We start from the raw sequence: 18,639 nt of genomic DNA, 5'->3' as shown, positions 1-18,639 counted from the left end.
GGCGTTGTCAGGACGGCGGGTCGGGCGCACATTTTCCATATGACGGGGGCAGTCAGGACCAATCCCCGCCAAAACCGACCGGCCCGGATGACGGGCGGCCGGACAATCGGCCGGATTTATCGCGGCGAAGCCCCCGCCCCCGTGCGGTATCACATGGCTTGTGCCCATCCGGCTGAAGCCGAGAGGCTATCGAGAAATGGCGGACCGTCTCCTGGTTGGGACGGCCCGCCATTTTCGTTTCCGGGGCCGGCGACAACCATGCAAGCAGGATTGTGGGGAGCCGCCGGAACTGCTCTAAAGACGGCACGTCCCTTCCTGACCCAGGCCCGATCATGCGCAATTCCCGTCCCGGCAGCCTGTCGGAAGCCGTGGCGCTTCATCAACAGGGTCGCCTGGACGAAGCGGAACGGCTTTATACCGCGCTGCTGTTCCGGGAACCCGACAATGCCGACGCCCATCACCTGCTGGGCACCATCCTGGATGGCAGGGGGGAGCATGAGGCGGCGATCGCCCATATCCGGCGGGCCATCGCCCTGCACCCGGCCGGACCGTTCCACCATAATCTGGGACTGATCCTGATGCGGCACGGCCGGATGGCCGAGGCGCAGGCGGCGCTGGAAACGGCGACCAGCCTATCGCCGCAGAATGCGGAGATCCATCTGTCACTGGGCAACCTGCTGCACCGGCTGCGCCGGCCGCAGGAGGCGGGGGATGAATATCATCGGGCCATCGCCCTCGACCCCGGCCTGGCCGCCGCCCATTCCGACCTGGGCATCCTGCTGATGGATGTGGGGCGGCTGGACGATGCCATCGCCAGCTTTGCCCGCGCCATCCAGTGCCAGCCCGACCATGCCCAGGCGCATGGCAATCTGGGCGTGGGGCTGGAGAAGGTGGGGCGGCTGGGGGAAGCGGCGGCCAGCTTCGCCATGGCCCTGCATTTCCGGCGCGACCCCGTCACCCTGTCCAACCTGGCCAACAACGCCAAGGAACGGGGCGATATCGACCGCGCCATCGCCGGTTACCGGGAGGTGCTGGCCACCCATCCCGGCCATGCCGGGGCCGACAGCAACCTGCAGATGGCCCTGCATTACACCACCGCCGCCGGGCCCGCCGATTTCCGGGCCGCCGCGCGGGAATGGGCCGCCCGGCAGGCACCGGGCGCGCCGGACACGACACCACCGGCACGGCAACCCCTGGCAGGCCGGCCCCTGCGCATCGGTTATGTCTCCGGTGATTTCAAAAGCCATCCGGTCGGCTATTTTATCGAAGGCGTTCTGGCCGCACATGACCGCACGCGGGTGCATGTCACCTGCTACTGCAACAATGACCGCCACGACGCGCTGACCGACCGGCTGCGCGCCGGGGCCGACCGGTGGGTCGATATCGCCGCCATGGGGGATGCGGAGGCAGCGGCCCGTATCCGTCAGGACGGGATCGACATCCTGGTCGACCTGTCCGGCCATACCGACCGCAACCGACTGCACTTGTTCATCCGGCGGCCAGCACCTGTCCAGGTCTCCTGGCTGGGTTATTTCGGCACGACGGGCGTGCCGCAGATGGACTGGATCATCGCCGACCGCACCGTCCTGCCGCCCGCCGAACAGGGATTCTACACGGAGAAGGTCTGGTACCTGCCCGACACCTATCTCTGCTTCACCCCGCCCGCCGATGCCCCGGACGTCACGCCCGCCCCCCTGATCCAGACGGGCAGCCTGACGTTCGGGTCCTTCCATAATCGCGCCAAGATCACGCCGGAAACCGTGGCGCTGTGGTCACGCACCCTGCTGGCCATTCCCCATGCGCGGCTGTTCCTGAAGGCCCGGCAGTTCGATGATGTCGGCGTGCGTCAGGAACTGCGCGCCCAATTCCTGGCACAGGGCGTCGGCCATGCCCGCCTGCGGTTCGAGGGGATGACCGACCGCACCCGCTATCTGCAAACCTATGGCATGGTCGATATCGTGCTGGACACGCTCCCCTTTGGCGGCGGCACCACGACGGCGGAGGCGCTGTGGATGGGCGTGCCGACGCTGACGCTGCGCGGCGACCGCTGGGCCGGACGAATCGGGGAAAGTTTCCTGCGGGTCCTGGGCCTGGAAGACAGGTTTGTGGCGGCGGACGCGGCGGATTTTGTGGCCAGGGCGGCGGCGCTGGCCAGCGATCCGGACGGGCTGAACCGCCTGCGCCTGGACCTGCGGGAGCAGGTCCGCCGGTCGCCCCTGTGCGATGCGGCCGGTTTCACCCGCCATCTGGAACAGGCGTTCCACGGCATGTGGAACGCCTGACCCTTCTCAATCCGCGCGCAGGTCGCCCATGGCCAGCGTCTGGCGCAATTGTTCGGCCCCGGTCACATCGCGGATGGTCACCGCCACGGTCTTCGCCGCCCAGTCGATCTCGATCATGCCGAAATTCTGGGCGCGATACGCCTCCCCCACCCGTCTTGCATTGGGGGGCAGCACGGGCCAGACCTCCGTCAGGCCAGACGACGTGAAGTCCCACAACGGATAGGGCACGTTCCAGTCCAAGCGCGAGATTTCCGCATAATGCGTGTCGCCGGAGATGCAGAACAGGCCATTGGCCTTGCGCTCCCGGATGCCCTCGATCAACCGCTGATGGTCATGGGTGAAGTTGATCCACGCCTCCCAACCGGGAAAGTCCGACACGACCTGCAGCGATGACGCCAGGATGCGCAGGTCGGCGGGCCGGGCCAACTGCCCCTCCAGCCATTGCCACTGCGCCTCGCCAAGCTGCGTTGCCGCCCCGTCGGGCAGGCGGGCATAGGGGCCGGGAACCGTCTGCCCCGCCTCATGCCGGGCCGTGGCCCATTCCTTGTATTCCTTGCCGCCCATGTCGATGGTGGACAGCGCGGTGCGGTTCCAGCGCAGGTCGGGCAGGATGATCTGCAAACGCCTACCCCTGGGCCCGAATTCATAGGCGGTATAAATGCCGTCGGGCCGGGTGCGGCGGATACTGTCGGGCGCCTCCCCGAAGAAATCGCAGAACAGTTTCCGGCTTTCCGCCTTCATCGGGTAATCGGCACCGGCATCATTTTCCCCGAAATCATGATCATCCCAGGTGGCGATGATGGGGATGGTGTCGCGAACCTTCCGGAAGCCCGGCTTGTCGGCCAGCATGGCGTATTTGGCCTTCATGTCCTCCACATTGCGGGTGTCCAGATAGACATTGTCGCCCAGCAGGATCAGCAGGTCCGGTTTGGCCGTCAGGATGGCATCCCAGATCGGCTGGTCCTTGCTCTGATGCGCGCAGGAGCCGAAGGCGATGCGGGTGGGCATGGATGTTTCGGGCAGGCGGTGGATGGTTTGCGCACCAGCGGCCTGGGCCACCAGCGGGGTCGCGGCCAGCCCGGTCAGCAGCATGCGACGGTCGAGAAGGGGGCGGGACATGGGGCCTCCGGACGAAAGAAGGGGCGGACCGGCGGCCCGCCCCAGTTTCAGAAAGGGGAAAAGAGATGATGACGCTCCCCCCCGTCATTCCCGCACAGGCGGGAATGACGTTGAGAGGGCGGACGTCGAAAACTTAAAACTGCTTCTTCAGCGAGACGAAGAACTGACGCGGCGCGCCGGCCAGCAGGGTCTGCGCGGCCCCGGTCGGATCGCTGTTGACGAAGCCGTTGGAGCCGATGGTCGAGACATATTTCTTGTCGAACAGGTTGGTGACGTTGGCCTGCAGCTCCGTCCCTTCCAGCCAGTCGCTGCCCTCGAACCGGTAGCCGACGCTGGCTTCCACCAGCGTATAGGCATCGACGGAACCGTCATTCAGATAGGTGTAGTAGCGCTTGGAGGTGTAGTTGGCCCCCAAGGTGCCGAACAGGTTGCCATCATCGTAGCTGACCTCGCCCTTCAGCAGATGCTTGGGCGAGTTGACGACGGTCTTGTCCTTGGTCGCAACCACGTTGGCGCCGTCCAGGACGTTATCGTCATAGGAACTGTCATTGTAGGTGTAGGAGCCAAACAGCGACAGGTCGTCCGTCACCTTGTAAGTGCCGGCGGCCTCGATGCCACGGGTGGAAACACCGCCGACATTCTGCAAAGACGGCGGCAGACCCTGGATGCCCGAGCCGACGGTGACCGTCAGCAGACGGTCGTCGAACTGCACATCATAGGCGGCCACCGAGCCCTGGAACCCGTCGACGCGGAAGCGCCAGCCCAGTTCGAAGGTGCGGGAATTTTCCGGCTTCAGCCCATCCTTGATCTTGTCGAAGGCGTCCTTCGTGGTGCTGAACGGTCCACCGGTGCCCGACGATTCGAAGGCGCGCATATTCTCGGCATAGGAGCCGAAGACCTGATGTTCATCATTGATTTCATAGACAAAACCGGCCTGGGGCAGGAAATTGTCCTTGGCCGTGATCGTACCGTTCTTGACCGCGCCGACCACGGTGGCGCCCTCATTCTCGACCTTGACCGACTTGAAGCCGGCATTGACCGTCAACTGGTCGGTGACTTTCCAGGCGTCCGAGAGGTTGAACTGCGTGGTCTTGGTGGTGAAGTCATATTCCCATTGCGTGGCCATCGGCCCCGTCTGGAACTGGGTGGAGGAGCGGCCGGGCGAGGCGCGGTTCAGGCCATAGAAACGACGGGCCTGGTTGAAGTCGTTATCCTCGAACCAGAAGCCGCCGCTGACCGTGTGGTCACCGATCTCCGCCGTCAGTTGCCCGATGCCGCCGAACCGTTCGATGCTGTATTCGGTGGTGCGGATGGACATGGGCGCCCCGCCCGGCGTGGGCGTATAGGGCGTGAACCACAGGCCCTGACCGTCATTCTGGTGGCCATAGCCGGTGACGTCCAGCTTCAGGCTGTCGGTCAGCGGATAGGTGAAATTGACGGCGCCCAGCGTGTCCTTGCGCAGGCCGGCGGCATCGTAATAGGCATCATCCACGGTCTGGATCTTGCCGGGGAACGGGCCGGTGGCCAGACCGTTATAGATATCGGCCACGCGCAGGGCCGTGGCCCAGTCCTTGGCGAAATTGTCCCAGTCGTACCCAAGCCGGTCGATCATGGCCAAGGACAGGTCCTGGTAGTCGTTCTCGCGGCGGTCGGACCAGTTCAGCCAGGCGCTGATCTCGCCCTCGCCGACCGTCTGCACAACCTTGAAATTGGCCTGATCCTGCTTCTGGATGCCGTCGCCCTTCCACTTGTCGGCGTTTTGGCGGGTATAGCTGATATAGGCAGCGGTGCCCGTGCTCAGTTCACCCGTTTCCAGCCGCACGAAGCCACGGCCCGTATTCTCGCTGCCGAACATGCCGGACACGAAGGCGCCGGCCTCCTTGGCGGGCTTGTGCGAGGTGAACTGCACCGTGCCGCCCAGATTGCTGGTCGATGCGGTGGACAGCGAACCCGCCCCCTGGGCCACCGTCACCTCGCCCACATTCTCGCTGCTGATGGCGCGGGAGATGTGCAGGCCGTTATGGTTGCCATAGGACATGTCGCCCAGCGGCACCCCATCCAGCGTGAAGCCAAGCTGGTTCTGGTTGAAGCCACGGATGGTGATGCGGGCCGACCATTCATAATTGCCGAACGGATCGGCCGACTGGAAACTGACGCCGGGCAGGTTCTCGATGGCCTTCAGCGGGCTGGTGCCCGGCGCTTCCAGCGCGATGGCAGCGGCGGTCACGCCCTGCACCTGCCGCGCCTCGCCCCGTCCGTAAACGATGATCTCTTCCAGCAGGGGCGACGCCTCGGCCAGTTCGGTGGTCTGCGCGAGCGTGGGGGAAACGGCGAACAGGGTGGCAAGCGCCGTCCCCAGGACAAGCTGACGATGGTTCATTATGGGCATCCCTTTGGCCGCCGGCTTGGTTGCCGCGGCGCACAATGGGCGGATACCATTGTTATATTTCAATGATTTGACGTGTTTCCGTCGAAGCGATGATGGTTGTGTTTCGCGGTTGCGAAACACCCCGGCGCCACATGCTCCTTCCCTTACGGAAGGTATCTCACCTGGAAACGCCCTTATTTACCGCAGATGTCCCCGCCGCAAAGGGCCATTGCCGGGTTGCCGCCTTGCTACTAGAAAGTTCCGACTGGTTTGGTTTGTGACGGATCGAAGGGCGGAGAGTTCCATGCAGCCGATGTGGCGTGTCGCGTTTGAGGTGCCGGAGGCGCTGGTTCCCGTTTTCGCCGATATTGTGGAGCCGCATGTCGATGCCGTCTCCACATTCGAGTTGCAGGAGGGCGGCCAGTGGCTGATCGAATGCACCTCCTACAATGAACCCGACACCAGCCGCATCGGGTTGAAGCTGGCCGTGCTGGCCGCCGCCCATGGCATCGCGGAACCGGAACTGACCAAGGAACCGCTGGCCCCCATCGACTGGGTGACCAAGACCTATCTGTCCTTCCCGCCGATCGAGGCCGGGCGCTTCTTCATCCATGGCAGCCACCACAAGAAGCCCGTGCCCAAGGGCAAGCTGGGCCTGCAGATCGAAGCCGCCATGGCCTTCGGGTCGGGTGAGCATGCGACAACGCAGGGCTGCCTGCGCGCCATTTCCGAATTCGCGCAGCGCGGGCGCAACAGCTTCCGCAACGCGCTCGACATGGGTTGCGGGTCGGGCATCCTGGCGTTTGCCATCGCCAAGCTGGCGCACAAGCCGGTGGTCGGCGTCGATATCGACAAGCTGTCGATCGAGATCGCGACGGAGAATGCCCGCCTGAACCGCGTACACAAGCTGGTGAAGCTGCACGCCGCCAACGGCTATGCCGCCGAGGCGGTGCGCCGCCATGGCAAGTTCGACATGATCGTCGCCAACATCCTGGCCCGTCCGCTGGCCCGGATGTCGCCGGACCTGGACAAATATCTGATGCCGGGCGGCATCTGTATCCTGTCGGGCCTGCTGCACCGTCAGGAACCGCTGGTCATCAACGCCCACCGCGCCCAGGGCCTGCGCCTGATCAAGCGCTACCGTCTGGGCGACTGGTCTACCCTGGTGATGAAAAAGGGCTGAGGCCGCGTGGCGGGCGGCACCGTCCTTCTGTACATCGTCGCGGCGCTGGCGGAAATCGCCGGCTGCTTTGCCTTCTGGGCCTGGATGCGCGAAGGGCGGTCGGCCCTGTGGCTGGTTCCCGGCATGGCCAGCCTGGCCCTGTTCGCCTGTGTCCTGACCCGCGTGCCCGCCGATGCGGCGGGCCGCGCCTATGCCGCCTATGGCGGGGTCTATATCGCCACCTCGCTGGCCTGGCTGTGGCTGGTGGAGGGGCAGCGGCCCGACCGCTGGGACATCACCGGGGCCGCGCTCTGCCTGATCGGGGCTGCGACCATATTATGGGCCCCCCGGGCAAGCTGACAGGCATCACCTGCGGGGACGCAGCGTCCCCGCAGGTGGCCGGGATCAGGCCTTGGTCAGCACCAACGACACCGACGTGCCCGACAGGTCCACCGACACCGCCCCATCGGGCAGGGCCGCCGGGTTCACCGTCAGCGACAGAGCCAGCGTCTCGCGCTTGATCGTCTCGGCATGCGTGGTCAACGCACCGGCAATATTGTCCGGCACCTGGGCCGTGATCGTGATGCGGTCGGTGACCTGGAAGCCGCTATCCTTACGCGTCGACTGCACCGCACGCACGAAGTCGCGGGCCCAGCCTTCGGCTTCCAGTTCAGCATCCACGGTGACGTCCAGCACAACCACGCCCTTGCCGCCGGCAAAGCGGGCGGCGTGGGTGCCTTCCTTGGCCTGGATGCGGATGTCGAAATCACCCGCTTCCAGCACCACACCGGCCAGTTCGACGGTGCCGTCGCCCTTGTCGCTCCACTTGCCCTGCTTGCTGGCCGCCATGACCTCCTTCATCTTCGGCCCCACCTTGGGACCGACGACAGCGGCATTCACGGCCAACTGACGGGTGCCGACCAGGCTGATGTCGGACGACACCACCACCTGCTTCACATTCACCTCGTCGGCCACCAGCGCGCCCAGCACGGTATCGAACTGGCCCTTCAGCCGGTCGGCATCGGGGTGGACGATGGTCAGGGTGCGCAGCGGCAGGCGGATGCGCAGCTTCTTGGCCTCACGCAGCGACATGGCCGACGCGCAGATCTCCCGGACAAGGTCGATCTGGCTGGTCAGATCGTGATCGGATGGCAGGTAGGACACGTCTGGCCAATCGGCCAGATGCACCGATGCCTCACCGGTCAGGGCGGTATAAATCCGCTCCGTTACATGCGGCAGCAGGGGGGCCAGCGCCTTGGTCGCCGTCACCAGACAGGTATAGAGCGTGTCATAGGCATCACGCTTGTCCTGACCATCGCCCTCCCCGGCCTCGCGCCAGAAGCGGGAACGGGAGCGGCGGATGAACCAGTTGTTCAGCGCGTCGTAATAGCCGGTGATGATGGCGTAGGCGCCGGGCAGGTCGTAGGCGTCCATGCGCCCTTCGATGCCTTCCACCAGTTCGCGCGTCTTGGCCAGGATGTAGCGGTCCAGCAGACCCTTCTGATCGGCGCGGATCTGCCCCTTCACCTGATCGATATTGGCGTAGAGCGTGAAGAAGCTGTAGGCGTTCCACAGCGGCAGCACACCCTGGCGCAGGGCCTGCGCGATGCCGCGCGCATCCTTGGGCATGGCCAGATCGCCACCCACCATCAGGGGGCTGGACACCAGATACCAGCGCAGCGCGTCGGCACCCTGGTTGTTCAGCACCTCCACCGGGTCGGGATAGTTGCGCAGACGCTTGGACAGCTTCTGCTTATCCTCGTCCAGCACGACGCCATGGCAGATGACGTTGCGGAAGGGCGCGCAATCGAAGAGGGCCGTGGACAGCACCATCAGCGTGTAGAACCAGCCGCGGGTCTGGGCCACATATTCGACGATGAAATCGGCGGGAAAGGCGGCTTCGAATCGTTCCTTGTTCTCGAACGGGTAATGCTGCTGCGCGAACGGCATGGAGCCGCTTTCGAACCAGCAATCCAGCACATCTTCCACGCGGCGCATCATCGACTGGCCGGTCGGATCGTCGGGGTTGGGGCGGACCAGATGGTCAATGGCGGGGCGGTGCAGGTCGGTGACCTTCACCCCGAAATCCCGCTCCAGTTCTTCGATCGAGCCATAGACGTCGATGCGCGGATAGCGGGGATCATCGCTGCGCCAGACCGGGATGGGCGAGCCCCAGAAGCGGTTGCGGGAGATGTTCCAGTCGCGGGCATTGGCCAGCCAGTTGCCGAAGGAGCCGTCCTTCACATGGCCGGGGATCCAGTTGATCTGCTGCTGGTTAAGCTCGACCATCCGGTCCTTGAACTTGGAAACCTCCACGTACCAGCTATTCACCGCCTTGTAGATCAGCGGCTGATCGGTGCGCCAGCAATGCGGGTAATTGTGCAGGTACGTCTCATGCCGCAGCACGACGCCGCGCGCCTTCAGGTCCTGGATGATGGGCTTGTTGGCCTCGATCACGTTCAGGCCGACATAGTCGGACACTTCCGCCGTGAAATTGCCGGCCACATCCACCGGCACCTTCACGGGCAGGCCGTGGGCCTTGCAGACGGCCAAGTCGTCTTCACCGAAGCCGGGCGCCATATGGACGATGCCGACACCATCGCCCGTGGTGACGAAGTCCGCCACCAGGATCTGGTGTGCCTTCTCCAACCCCTTGAAATAGGGGAAGATCGGCTCATAGGTGCGGCCGCGCAGGTCCTCGGCGGACAGCGTGCTTTCCTGCTCGTACCCTTCCAGTTCCTTGGCGTATTTGCCGATGGCGCTGGTAGCCAGGATCAGCCGGTCATCGCCCTTGCGCATGACGGCATAGTCGATCTCCGGACCGACCGCCAAAGCCAGGTTGGACGGCAGGGTCCAGGGCGTGGTCGTCCAGGCCAGAATGTCGAGCGCGCCGGCATCGCCGTCACGCGGGTCCAGGCGGAAACGGACCGTCAGGGCCGGGTCCTGGCGTTCGCGGTAGGAATTATCCAGGCGGGTCTCGAAATTGGACAGCGGCGATTCCACGGCCCAGCTATAGGGCACAACGCGATAGCCCTCATAGACCAGCCCCTTGTCCCAGAGCTGCTTGAAGGCCCACATCACGCTTTCCATGAACGAGATGTCCATGGTCTTGTAATCATTCTGGAAATCGACCCAGCGGCCCTGGCGCGTGACGTAATATTCCCATTCCTGGGTGAAGCGCAGCACCGACACCTGGCAGTGGGCGTTGAACTTGTCGATCCCGTATTTCAGGATGTCGTGACGCCCGGAAACGCCCAGTTCCTTCTCTGACTGCAGCTCTGCCGGCAGGCCGTGGCAGTCCCATCCGAAACGGCGTTCGACCTTGCGGCCCTTCATGGTCTGATACCGCGGCACCAGATCCTTCACGAAGCCCGTGACCAGATGGCCATAGTGCGGCAGGCCGTTGGCGAACGGCGGGCCATCGTAAAACACGAATTCGTTGTGCTTGCCGTCCTTTTCCAGCGGGCGGAAATCCACCGACTTCTGGAAAACCGCGTTCTCCTTCCAAATCCGCTGCACCTCTTCCTCGATCCGGGGGAAATCCGGATTGGGCTCGGCGGCGGGATAGGGCTGGAAGGTTTCAGTGGACGCGGTCATGGGACACCATCTCGTTGGCAATGCCCGAACAGGGCGCGGATCACCATCCGCACCCTTGGGAACCTTTCATGTAACGATCCAGGAAAGCCCTGTCCAGAATGGCGGCGCGCAAGGCACGCCTGCCTGCCCGGTGGGTTGCCGGGTCGGGTGGGGGTGCCCGTTCCGACACCGTCGCTCCCTCACCCTCCCAGGCCTTGGCAGGCCTGGGCCCCTCCCTCTCCCACCTTCGTGGGAGAGGGGCGGAATGTCGGGCACAGATCGTTTCCTCCCTCGCCCGCTTGGCGGGAGAGGGAGGGGCCCGAATGCGCCAGCGTTTGGGAGGGTGAGGGGGGCGACGGCGGCCGGTATGCTCCCCGTTACACCAGCGTATCCAGCCCGCGCTTCAGGTCGGCGATGATGTCGTCCGCATCCTCCAGCCCCACCGACAGGCGGATGGTGCCGGGGCCGATGCCGACAATGGCGCGGTCGGCGTCGGTCAGGCGCTGGTGGGTGGTGGTCGCCGGGTGGGTGGCGAGGCTCTTCGAATCGCCCAGATTGTTGGAAATCTTGGCGACGCGCAGCCCGTTCAGCACCGCGAAGGCTGCCGCCTTGGCATCGCCATTCACCGGCTTCAGATGGAAGCAGATCAGGTTGCTGCCGGCCTTCATCTGCCGCTTCAGCAGGGCATATTGCGGATGGCTTTCCAGCCCGGCATAGAGCACACGCTCCACCGCCGGATGGCTTTCCAGGAAGGTGGCGACCTTCAGCGCGCTGGCCGACTGTGCCTTCACGCGCAGCTCCAGGGTTTCCAGACCCTTCAGCAGGGTCCAGGCGTTGAAGGGGCTGAGCGCGGGGCCGGTATGGCGCAGGAAGGGTGCGATCTGGGCCGCAACCTCGTCATCGCACAGGATGGCCCCGCCCAGGCAGCGGCCCTGGCCGTCAATATGCTTGGTCGCGGAATAGACCACGACATCCACGCCATACTGGCGCGGCTTCTGCAGGACAGGCGTGGCGAAGACATTGTCCACCACCACCTTGGCCCCGGCCTTGTGCGCCAGCGGCACCACATGTTCCAGGTCGACCACTTCCAGGCAGGGGTTGGACGGGGTTTCCAGGAAGACCAGGTTGGTGGGGACCGACAGGGCCTTTTCCCATTCCTCATTCTTCGTGCCGTCGATGATCACGCTTTCGATGCCGAAGCGCTTGGCCAGATCGGACACGATATAGAGGCAGGAGCCGAACAGGGCGCGGCTGGCCACCAGCCGGTCGCCGGCCTTCAGCAGGCCGAAGACGGCGGCATGCACGGCCGCCATGCCCGACGCGGTGGCAAAGCAGCGCGGGAACCCTTCATAGATGGCCAGCCGATCCTCGAACATGGCCACGGTCGGGTTGCGGAACCGGGAATAGACGAAGCGCGAACCGTCATTGACGAAGGCGGCTTCCGCCGCTTCCGCACTGCCATAGACAAAGCCGGAGGTAAGGAAGATCGCCTCGCTCGTCTCCTCGAACTGGGAGCGGCGGGTGCCACCATGCACCAGCAAGGTGGCGGGGTTCAGGTCATCGGGCAGGTCGCTCATCGCCATGGTCCTTCACAAGCCTCGACCGGTTCGATCGAGGCCCGGTGCGCCGCCCTTCGCGGCATACGATCCATGGCTTCGACCTTTTAGCAGCTTCTTTAGAACGTGGCCTGCAATCCGGTCACCAAATCACCACGCGAACCGGTTAAATCCCGCCGGCCCGTTCTTGTCAAGCCATGCCAGCGCATGGCAACCGGATCGGCGCAGGTCGGCCCCCCTGGCCGCCGCCGCCATTTGGCCCTACCCTGTGTCGCACCGGCCCGCATCTCCGACCGGCCTGCGATGGAGCCATGCGATGTATGTCTGTGGATTGGTCATCCCCGTGCCCGAGGGCAGGATGGAGGAATATCGTCGCTGGGCGGCCCGCAGCGCCGCCTTCTTCAAGGAATATGGCTGTCTGGAAACCGTCGATGCCTGGGAGGACAATGTGCCCGCCGGCAAGCAGACGGATTTCCGCCGCGCCGTGGCGGCGCAGGAGGGGGAAAAGATCGTCTTCTGCTGGCAGATCTGGCCCGACAAGGCGACACTGGACGAAGCCGAGGCCAGGATGCATCAGGACCCCCGCATGGATGTCGCGCCAGGGGATATCCCGTTCGACCCGCGCCGGCTGATCCTGGGCGGGTTCCAGCCCCTTTTCACCATGGGCCGGGACCGGGATTTCAGCGACCATCCCCACACGGCCCCACAGCCCCAATGATTCGGTACGCATGACGCCCGTTCTGCCCTTCGCCCCCCCATCCCCCTGGATCGTGCGGTTCGCGCCGCTGGTGCGCGCCGGGGGCTCGATCCTGGATGTCGCCTGCGGCAATGGCAGGCATCTGCGCCATTTCCTGGACCGGGACATCCGCGTCATGGGTGTGGATATCGACCTGCGCGGTGTCAACGATCTGGACGGCCGGCCGGACGTCACCCTGTTACAGGCCGATCTGGAGGGGGAAGCGGGCCCGCCCCCGGCCCTGGTCGGATTCGATGCCGTCATCGTGACCAACTACCTGCATCGGCCGCTTCTGCCCGCCCTGGTCGGCGCGCTGAAACCGGGCGGGTTGCTGTTGTACGAGACGTTCGGCAATGGCAATCAGCGGCACGGCCGGCCGTCCAGTCCTGCGTTCCTGCTGCGGGACGGGGAATTGCTGCGTTTTGCCCTGGAACAGGGGATGCAAGTGGTGGCGTTCGAACAGGGGGAGGTCTCCAGCCCCAAGGCGGCCATTGTGCAGCGGCTGGCCGCAATCCACGCACCGCGGCGCGCACCCGACCTGGACGGCGACCCGGAACCCGCCGCGCTGATAAGCGGGTAATTTGGGCAGGGTGTCAGTACATGCGGCCGCCGTCCGGCACCGGCTGATCCGGTGACAGCAGCACCACCTCGCCCTCTGCGCTGGGCACGCCCAGGACCAGGACTTCCGACATGAACTTGCCGATCTGACGGGGCGGGAAATTGACCACGCCGACCACCTGCCGGCCCACCAGCGTTTCCGGCTGATAATAGGCCGTTATCTGGGCGGAGGAGCGGCGGATGCCCAGGGGTGCGCCGAAATCCACCCATAGCTTGATGGCGGGCCGGCGTGCCTCGGGATAGGGCTCCGCCTTCACGACGGTGCCCACACGGATATCCAGCTTCTGGAAATCGTCATAGGTGATGACGGGGGCGGGGTCCGCCATGTGCGCCGGCTCCGGTACTGGCCTCTGGGAAGAGGCCAGTATGTTGCGGTGCGGCGGGACTGCCAAGCCTTGATCAGAACATCATTTCCAGCACGCGGTCGCGCGGCTGGTGGCCATCGACGAAGGTCTTGATATTGACGATCACCTTCTCGCCCATGTCGATGCGGCCCTCCAGCGTGGCCGACGCCATGTGCGGCAGCAGGACAACATTGTCCAGCTTCAGCAGCTTGGGATCGACATTGGGCTCGTCCTCATACACGTCCAGGCCGGCGGCCCCGATCTCCCGCCGTTGCAGCATGCGGGCCAGCGTCGCCTCGTCCACCACCTGACCACGACTGATATTGACCAGGATGGCCGTTGATTTCAGCAGGGCCAGACGCCTGGCGTTCAGCAGGTGATATGTGGCCGGCGTGCGCGGGCAGGTGATGGCGACGATATCCATGCGCGCCAGCATCTGGTCCAGGCTTTCCCAGTAGGCGGCATCCAGTTCCGCTTCCACCTCCGGGTGGACGGGCTTGCGGTTATGGTAATGGATGGACAGGCCGAAGGCCTTGGCGCGCCGCGCCAGCGCCTGGCCGATGCGGCCCATGCCGATGATGCCCAGACGCTTGCCCGCCAGACGCGAGCCCAGCATGACGGTGGGGGCCCAGCCCGTCCATTGCCCTGAGCGGACCAGCCTTTCGCCTTCCGACAGGCGCCGCGCCGTGGCCAGGATCAGGGCCATGGTCATGTCGGCCGTATCCTCGGTCAGCACGCCGGGAGTGTTGGTGACCAGGATGGATTTGGCCCGCGCCACACGCAGGTCGATATGGTCGACGCCATTGCCGAAATTGGCGATCAGCTTCAATTGCGGCCCGGCCTGGTTCAGCAGCGCCTCATCGATCACGTCGGTGACGGTGGGGACCAGGATGTCGGCGGTCTTCACCGCCTCTTCCAACTCGGCCCGGCTCATCGGGTGGTCGTCCAGGTTCAGGCGCGTGTTGAACAGCTCCATCATCCTGGTTTCGATGGCGTCCGGCAGCTTGCGCGTGACGATGACCAGGGGCTTCCGGCGTTCGGCCATGTGCGTTGATCCTCCCATGGGCTGGTTGCCATAGCAGTACAAGCGACGGCCGCCCTTGTCCATGATGCGGGTTGCGGGACGGATGGTCGCTGGTGCTTGACCCGGATATCCGGGGTACGGCACAAAGGGTCGTTAACGATTGGGTGCCCGGATCACCGGGCCGCCACGTGCGAGGCTGTGTGTTGCTGCGAACCGGGACGAAGACGCTGGGCGGGGCGGTGAGGGCGGGCGGGACCCGTCTGCTGCTGGCCTGCCTGCTGGCCACCGGTCTGGCCTACAGCCCCGCCACAGGGCAGGAAACCGACCCCCGGTCCGACATGATCGTGCGCAGCGGCCTGCCCGTGCCGCGCTTCGTGTCGCTGCGCTCGGGAGAGGTGAATGTGCGTACCGGCCCCGGCCGGTCCTACCCGATCGAATGGGTGTTCGTGCGCCCCGGCATGCCGGTGGAGATCACGGCCGAATTCGACACCTGGCGCCGTATCCGCGATGTGGAGGGCACGCAGGGCTGGGTCCACCAATCCATGCTGTCCGGCCGCCGCACCCTGGTGATCACCGGGGAATTGCGCACTGTCCGCGAACGGCCCAGCGGTTCCGCCGCCGCCGTGGCACAGGCGGAGCCGGGCGTGATGGGCCGGCTGGTCTCCTGCAAGGGCACATGGTGCGAGGTGGAGATCCAGGGCTATCACGGCTGGCTGGAACGGACCGATTTCTGGGGCATCTACCCCAATGAAGAGGTCGATGACTGATCCCCCGGCCGGCGAACCGGCCAGGGGAATCGGGGCCTTGCTCAGAAGCTGGCGCGGGCCGTCAGCTTGACGATATGGGTGCTCAGGTTACGCGCACCGCCACCCTTGGAATTGACCCACAGGTAACGATAGCCGGGCGCCACGGTCAGCCCGTCATAAAGCGCCATGTTCAGGCCGGCCTCGGCAAAGGCGGCGGCATGGCTGCCTTCATTGATGACCAGCAGGTCGCTGCTATTGTCCAGACCGGCCACGCCGCCTCCCAGGCCGACATAGGGCTGGTAGGTCTCGGTGACCGGGATGTCATAATAGGCACCGGCCAGGGCGGTCCACATGGTCAGGTCGCCCTTGGCCTGGAAACCGGCACCGGGCGTGATCGCCGTGGTGCCGCGATCCACATCGGCCAGACGACCGAAGCCGCCTTCCAGTTCGACACGGAACTCATCGAACCGGTAGCCGGCGGCCAGGGAACCGTTGAATTTCTTGTCGGCATCGCCCTTCAGCAGCTTCCACAGCAGATGATGGTCGTAATTGGTGCCCATATAGGCGCCGACGGAGGAGGCAACATAGGGACCCTCCTCGGCGCGGGCGGCGCCGACGGCGGTCAGAAGCATGGCGGCGACCGCCAGCAGATGTTTGGTCTTCACGAGTACAGTTCCCTGCAGGTTTCATATGATCGCCCCTGCCGCACAGATAGGCCCTTCACCGCGCCCGCGAAAGAGGGTGCGACAACAGATGAGGGGCGCGATTTTGCGGGGCCTGCAGCCGCCTTTTGCATCATCAAATGTTCATAAAATATGCAAAGGGCAGTTCGATAAAATTCTCGATAATTATATGATTCATCAAGGCCGATATCAGTATAATTCGTACCTGATTGTTACATATGTTCGCGCATGGCTAGCGTTGGTTGCGATGCACAAAAGTAAAGGCTCGATCTATTGATTTTAGTCACGCCTGTGGCATGGTTTTTACACGAGATCAGAGAAAACATGTTGCCGTGCGGCATGATGTCAGGAGACCGCAGATGAAGACCACGACCCGCTCCAGCCTGTCCTTCGCCGCCCTGCTGCTGGCCGCCTTGACGGCGTCGGCCCTGCCCGCCTCCGCCGGCTGCGCCATCAATGCGGCCCCCGCCGTGCCGGATGGCGCCACGGCGGCCGCGGCGGAGATGAACCAGGCCCAGGACGCCGTGAAGGCCTATATCGTGGAGACGCAGGAATTCCTCTCCTGCCTGGAAGCAGAAGCCAAGGGCAATTTCACGCCGGAAATTACCGCGCGTTACAATGACGCCACTAACCGCATGAGCAGCCTGGCCATGCAGCTCAATGCCCAGTTGCGTAGCTTCAAGAGCCGGGGCTGATCAGGGGCGGATTACAAACCCGTTTCCGGTTCTGGCGTGATCGCGGCACCCGGACTGGCGGCATGGGGGTTCAATGTGGCGGCCCCGCCGACCGCAATGGCCAGCCGGTTACTGGCACTTTCCAGCCGCGCCTCCAGCTCGAACAGCGCCACATCCTTGGGCAGGCCCGGCGGGATGGGCGGCAGGAATTCGATGGTGATCAGGCCGGGGCGCTTGATGAAGGTCTTGCGGCCCCAGAAGACACCCGAATTCACGGCCATGGGCACCAGCGGCACGCCCAGATCCTCATAAAGCAGCCCGATACCCACCTTGTAGGGCCGATACTCGCCCACGGCGACGCGCGTCCCCTGGGGGAAGATCACGATTTCGCGGCCCATCGCCTTCATGGCGCGGGCGCCCCGGACCAGCGACGCGATGGCCGCCCCGCGCTTGCCCCGCTTGACCGGGATCATGCGGGCCTTCCAGGCGTACCAGCCCCAGAGCGGGATATAGATCAACTCATGCTTCAGCACGATCGCCGGATCGCGGAACATGAGGTGCAGCTTCATGGTTTCCCACATGGACTGGTGCTTGGCGCCCACCAGATAGCTGCCGTCACGGGGCAGGTGCTCGGTGCCTTTCACCTCGTACCGCAGGCCGATGATGACCCATTCCAGAACGGACAGGCTGCGCATATAGAAGCGGATCATGGCCAGCATGACCGGCCGCGGCATGACCAGCGTCCAGACGATGGCGAAGCAGTAAACCGCCGTCCAGGAGAAGAAGGCGACGTTGAACAGCAGCGAGCGGAGGAAAATCATGCGCGTCTGGTCCGGAATGATCGGCGTGCGGGGCAGCACTTAACCGCAAGGACCGGACCCTGTCCAGGGTGCGGCCCATCAGGAGGCGGGATGAGAGGTGGTCAGGGCGGCACGGGCCACGGCCAGCAGATATTTGTTATATTCCCCGACGATCAACTCAGCCGTGCCGGGCCAGTTCCACCAGGAATCGAGGCGCACCTTCTGCGGTGTCACGGGATGGGGTACCAGGGTGACGCCCGGCAGGGCGCGGCGGAATTCCACGAGGCTGCGGGGCATATGATAATTGGCGGTGACCAGACGCAGGCTGGTGAACCCCTCCTCCGCCATCCAGCGGGCGGTTTCCACCGCGTTGCCTTCGGTATCGTCGGCGTCATAGCCCAGGCGGACACAGCATTCCAGATCGTTGCCCGATCTGGACGACAGGGCCAGCAGCTCGCGCACCTCCACCCCGCGATAGACACCACTGATGAACAGCTTGCGACCCTTGCCCGCGCGCAGCAGATCGAAGCCCACGGACAGCCGCTCGCTGCCGCCGGTCAGCACAACGATGCCATCGGTGGTGATCCCGTCATCCGGCGCCTGTCGCGGCAACGACGCCGCGAACAGGAACAGCCCCACCGCCCAGGCCAGCAACAGCAGCGATCCCAGCAGGATCAGCCGCCGCAACTGCCGGGAAGCAATATGCCAACTCACGGCAGCCGGCCCAGCGCGCGCATGACGGTCAGGCGGGCCGTCAGCGCCGCCAGCAGGGCCGCCACCAAAGGCACCAGCGGCAGCCAAGCCCAGTCCCGCAGCGACAGTGCCATGTCAGGCAGCAGCGAAGCCCCCAGGCCGCGCCCAGCCTGATCCAGGCCCCAGAGGGTGGCGAGCGCCAGCAGGAAGCCGATGCCGCCGCCCAGCAGCGACTGGCGCAGCATGTGGCGCTGGAAC

Annotated in this window: 16 protein-coding genes, 1 pseudogene and 1 riboswitch; of the genes and pseudogenes, 7 read left to right on the top strand and 10 right to left on the bottom strand. The window is 64.8% G+C overall.

Going from position 1 to position 18,639, the window contains the following annotated elements:
- The first annotated feature begins 332 nt into the window (after nucleotides 1-332).
- On the top strand, nucleotides 333-2,282 hold the full coding sequence (locus KBA48_RS14100; RefSeq protein WP_292907382.1) for a tetratricopeptide repeat protein: 1,950 nt from the start codon (nucleotides 333-335) through the stop codon (nucleotides 2,280-2,282).
- Between the two features lie 6 nt (nucleotides 2,283-2,288).
- On the opposite strand, the gene KBA48_RS14095 is transcribed toward KBA48_RS14100, so the two are convergent.
- A complete protein-coding gene (locus tag KBA48_RS14095; RefSeq protein WP_292907380.1) occupies nucleotides 2,289-3,401 on the bottom strand; it encodes an alkaline phosphatase D family protein in 1,113 nt (370 codons plus the stop codon).
- Nucleotides 3,402-3,534: 133 nt separating this feature from the next.
- Nucleotides 3,535-5,781, bottom strand: coding sequence for a TonB-dependent receptor (locus KBA48_RS14090; protein ID WP_292907378.1), 2,247 nt, complete (start codon nucleotides 5,779-5,781; stop codon nucleotides 3,535-3,537).
- A 292-nt stretch (nucleotides 5,782-6,073) separates the two neighbouring features.
- Here KBA48_RS14090 and KBA48_RS14085 point away from each other — a divergent pair, with 292 nt between their 5' ends.
- Together KBA48_RS14085 and KBA48_RS14080 are read left to right on the top strand one after the other, a co-directional pair.
- A complete protein-coding gene (locus KBA48_RS14085; RefSeq protein WP_292907376.1) occupies nucleotides 6,074-6,952 on the top strand; it encodes a 50S ribosomal protein L11 methyltransferase in 879 nt (292 codons plus the stop codon).
- Nucleotides 6,953-6,958: 6 nt separating this feature from the next.
- On the top strand, nucleotides 6,959-7,291 hold the full coding sequence (locus KBA48_RS14080; RefSeq protein WP_292907374.1) for a YnfA family protein: 333 nt from the start codon (nucleotides 6,959-6,961) through the stop codon (nucleotides 7,289-7,291).
- Between the two features lie 45 nt (nucleotides 7,292-7,336).
- On the opposite strand, the gene ileS is transcribed toward KBA48_RS14080, so the two are convergent.
- Nucleotides 7,337-10,528 carry an isoleucine--tRNA ligase gene (gene ileS / locus KBA48_RS14075; protein ID WP_292907372.1) on the bottom strand — a complete coding sequence of 1,064 codons (3,192 nt, stop codon included), beginning with the start codon at nucleotides 10,526-10,528 and terminating at the stop codon, nucleotides 7,337-7,339.
- A 356-nt stretch (nucleotides 10,529-10,884) separates the two neighbouring features.
- Nucleotides 10,885-12,084: an O-succinylhomoserine sulfhydrylase gene (gene metZ, locus KBA48_RS14070; protein WP_292907370.1), complete on the bottom strand. Its 1,200-nt coding sequence runs from the start codon at nucleotides 12,082-12,084 to the stop codon at nucleotides 10,885-10,887.
- 66 nt (nucleotides 12,085-12,150) lie between these two features.
- A riboswitch (SAM riboswitch) is annotated at nucleotides 12,151-12,230 on the bottom strand.
- A 149-nt stretch (nucleotides 12,231-12,379) separates the two neighbouring features.
- Here metZ and KBA48_RS14065 point away from each other — a divergent pair.
- Entirely contained in the window at nucleotides 12,380-12,781 is a 402-nt protein-coding gene (locus KBA48_RS14065; RefSeq protein WP_292907368.1) for a DUF1428 domain-containing protein, read from the top strand.
- A gap of 10 nt (nucleotides 12,782-12,791) precedes the next feature.
- Nucleotides 12,792-13,379, top strand: a complete 588-nt coding sequence (locus KBA48_RS14060; RefSeq protein ID WP_292907366.1) for a bifunctional 2-polyprenyl-6-hydroxyphenol methylase/3-demethylubiquinol 3-O-methyltransferase UbiG — start codon at nucleotides 12,792-12,794, stop codon at nucleotides 13,377-13,379.
- 13 nt (nucleotides 13,380-13,392) lie between these two features.
- On the opposite strand, the gene KBA48_RS14055 is transcribed toward KBA48_RS14060, so the two are convergent.
- Both KBA48_RS14055 and KBA48_RS14050 read right to left on the bottom strand, forming a co-directional pair.
- Nucleotides 13,393-13,743 carry a tRNA-binding protein gene (locus KBA48_RS14055; protein ID WP_292907364.1) on the bottom strand — a complete coding sequence of 117 codons (351 nt, stop codon included), beginning with the start codon at nucleotides 13,741-13,743 and terminating at the stop codon, nucleotides 13,393-13,395.
- Nucleotides 13,744-13,816: 73 nt separating this feature from the next.
- Nucleotides 13,817-14,806 (bottom strand): D-glycerate dehydrogenase, encoded by a 990-nt coding sequence (locus KBA48_RS14050; RefSeq protein ID WP_292907362.1) that lies wholly within the window; start codon nucleotides 14,804-14,806, stop codon nucleotides 13,817-13,819.
- A gap of 182 nt (nucleotides 14,807-14,988) precedes the next feature.
- On the opposite strand from KBA48_RS14050, the gene KBA48_RS14045 reads away from it, so the two are divergent.
- The gene (locus KBA48_RS14045) at nucleotides 14,989-15,552 is read left to right on the top strand and encodes an SH3 domain-containing protein (protein ID WP_292907360.1); all 564 of its coding nucleotides are present in this window, start codon (nucleotides 14,989-14,991) and stop codon (nucleotides 15,550-15,552) included.
- Nucleotides 15,553-15,593: 41 nt separating this feature from the next.
- On the opposite strand, the gene KBA48_RS14040 is transcribed toward KBA48_RS14045, so the two are convergent.
- Complete coding sequence (locus KBA48_RS14040) at nucleotides 15,594-16,196, bottom strand: outer membrane beta-barrel protein (protein WP_292907358.1); 603 nt, start codon at nucleotides 16,194-16,196, stop codon at nucleotides 15,594-15,596.
- Between the two features lie 377 nt (nucleotides 16,197-16,573).
- Between KBA48_RS14040 and KBA48_RS14035 the strand changes: the two genes are divergently transcribed.
- The gene (locus tag KBA48_RS14035; protein ID WP_292907356.1) at nucleotides 16,574-16,909 is read left to right on the top strand and encodes a hypothetical protein; all 336 of its coding nucleotides are present in this window, start codon (nucleotides 16,574-16,576) and stop codon (nucleotides 16,907-16,909) included.
- Nucleotides 16,910-16,920: 11 nt separating this feature from the next.
- Here the strand turns inward: KBA48_RS14035 and KBA48_RS14030 are convergent, their stop codons facing one another.
- From KBA48_RS14030 to KBA48_RS14020, 3 genes and pseudogenes are all read right to left on the bottom strand, one after another.
- Entirely contained in the window at nucleotides 16,921-17,709 is a 789-nt protein-coding gene (locus KBA48_RS14030) for a 1-acyl-sn-glycerol-3-phosphate acyltransferase (protein ID WP_292907354.1), read from the bottom strand.
- A 78-nt stretch (nucleotides 17,710-17,787) separates the two neighbouring features.
- Nucleotides 17,788-18,402 (bottom strand): YdcF family protein, encoded by a 615-nt coding sequence (locus tag KBA48_RS14025; protein ID WP_292907352.1) that lies wholly within the window; start codon nucleotides 18,400-18,402, stop codon nucleotides 17,788-17,790.
- Nucleotides 18,399-18,639 (bottom strand): annotated as a pseudogene (locus tag KBA48_RS14020) (hypothetical protein); the annotation flags it as partial. The pseudogene KBA48_RS14020 and the gene KBA48_RS14025, both read right to left, overlap by 4 nt.

Origin of the sequence: Niveispirillum sp., from assembly GCF_017996735.1 — a bacterium.
Taxonomy (GTDB): Bacteria; Pseudomonadota; Alphaproteobacteria; order Azospirillales; family Azospirillaceae; genus Niveispirillum.
This window is presented reverse-complemented; position numbering and strand designations above follow the sequence as displayed.

Excerpts from the sequence above, each read along its gene's own strand:
- KBA48_RS14100 (WP_292907382.1), top strand. The coding sequence starts at position 333 with ATGCGCAATTCCCGTCCCGGCAGCCTGTCGGAAGCCGTGGCGCTTCAT.
- KBA48_RS14095 (WP_292907380.1), bottom strand. The coding sequence starts at position 3,401 with ATGTCCCGCCCCCTTCTCGACCGTCGCATGCTGCTGACCGGGCTGGCC.
- KBA48_RS14090 (WP_292907378.1), bottom strand. The coding sequence starts at position 5,781 with ATGAACCATCGTCAGCTTGTCCTGGGGACGGCGCTTGCCACCCTGTTC.
- KBA48_RS14085 (WP_292907376.1), top strand. The coding sequence starts at position 6,074 with ATGCAGCCGATGTGGCGTGTCGCGTTTGAGGTGCCGGAGGCGCTGGTT.
- ileS (WP_292907372.1), bottom strand. The coding sequence starts at position 10,528 with ATGACCGCGTCCACTGAAACCTTCCAGCCCTATCCCGCCGCCGAGCCC.
- metZ (WP_292907370.1), bottom strand. The coding sequence starts at position 12,084 with ATGAGCGACCTGCCCGATGACCTGAACCCCGCCACCTTGCTGGTGCAT.
- KBA48_RS14065 (WP_292907368.1), top strand. The coding sequence starts at position 12,380 with ATGTATGTCTGTGGATTGGTCATCCCCGTGCCCGAGGGCAGGATGGAG.
- KBA48_RS14060 (WP_292907366.1), top strand. The coding sequence starts at position 12,792 with ATGACGCCCGTTCTGCCCTTCGCCCCCCCATCCCCCTGGATCGTGCGG.
- KBA48_RS14055 (WP_292907364.1), bottom strand. The coding sequence starts at position 13,743 with ATGGCGGACCCCGCCCCCGTCATCACCTATGACGATTTCCAGAAGCTG.
- KBA48_RS14050 (WP_292907362.1), bottom strand. The coding sequence starts at position 14,806 with ATGGCCGAACGCCGGAAGCCCCTGGTCATCGTCACGCGCAAGCTGCCG.
- KBA48_RS14035 (WP_292907356.1), top strand. The coding sequence starts at position 16,574 with ATGAAGACCACGACCCGCTCCAGCCTGTCCTTCGCCGCCCTGCTGCTG.
- KBA48_RS14030 (WP_292907354.1), bottom strand. The coding sequence starts at position 17,709 with ATGATTTTCCTCCGCTCGCTGCTGTTCAACGTCGCCTTCTTCTCCTGG.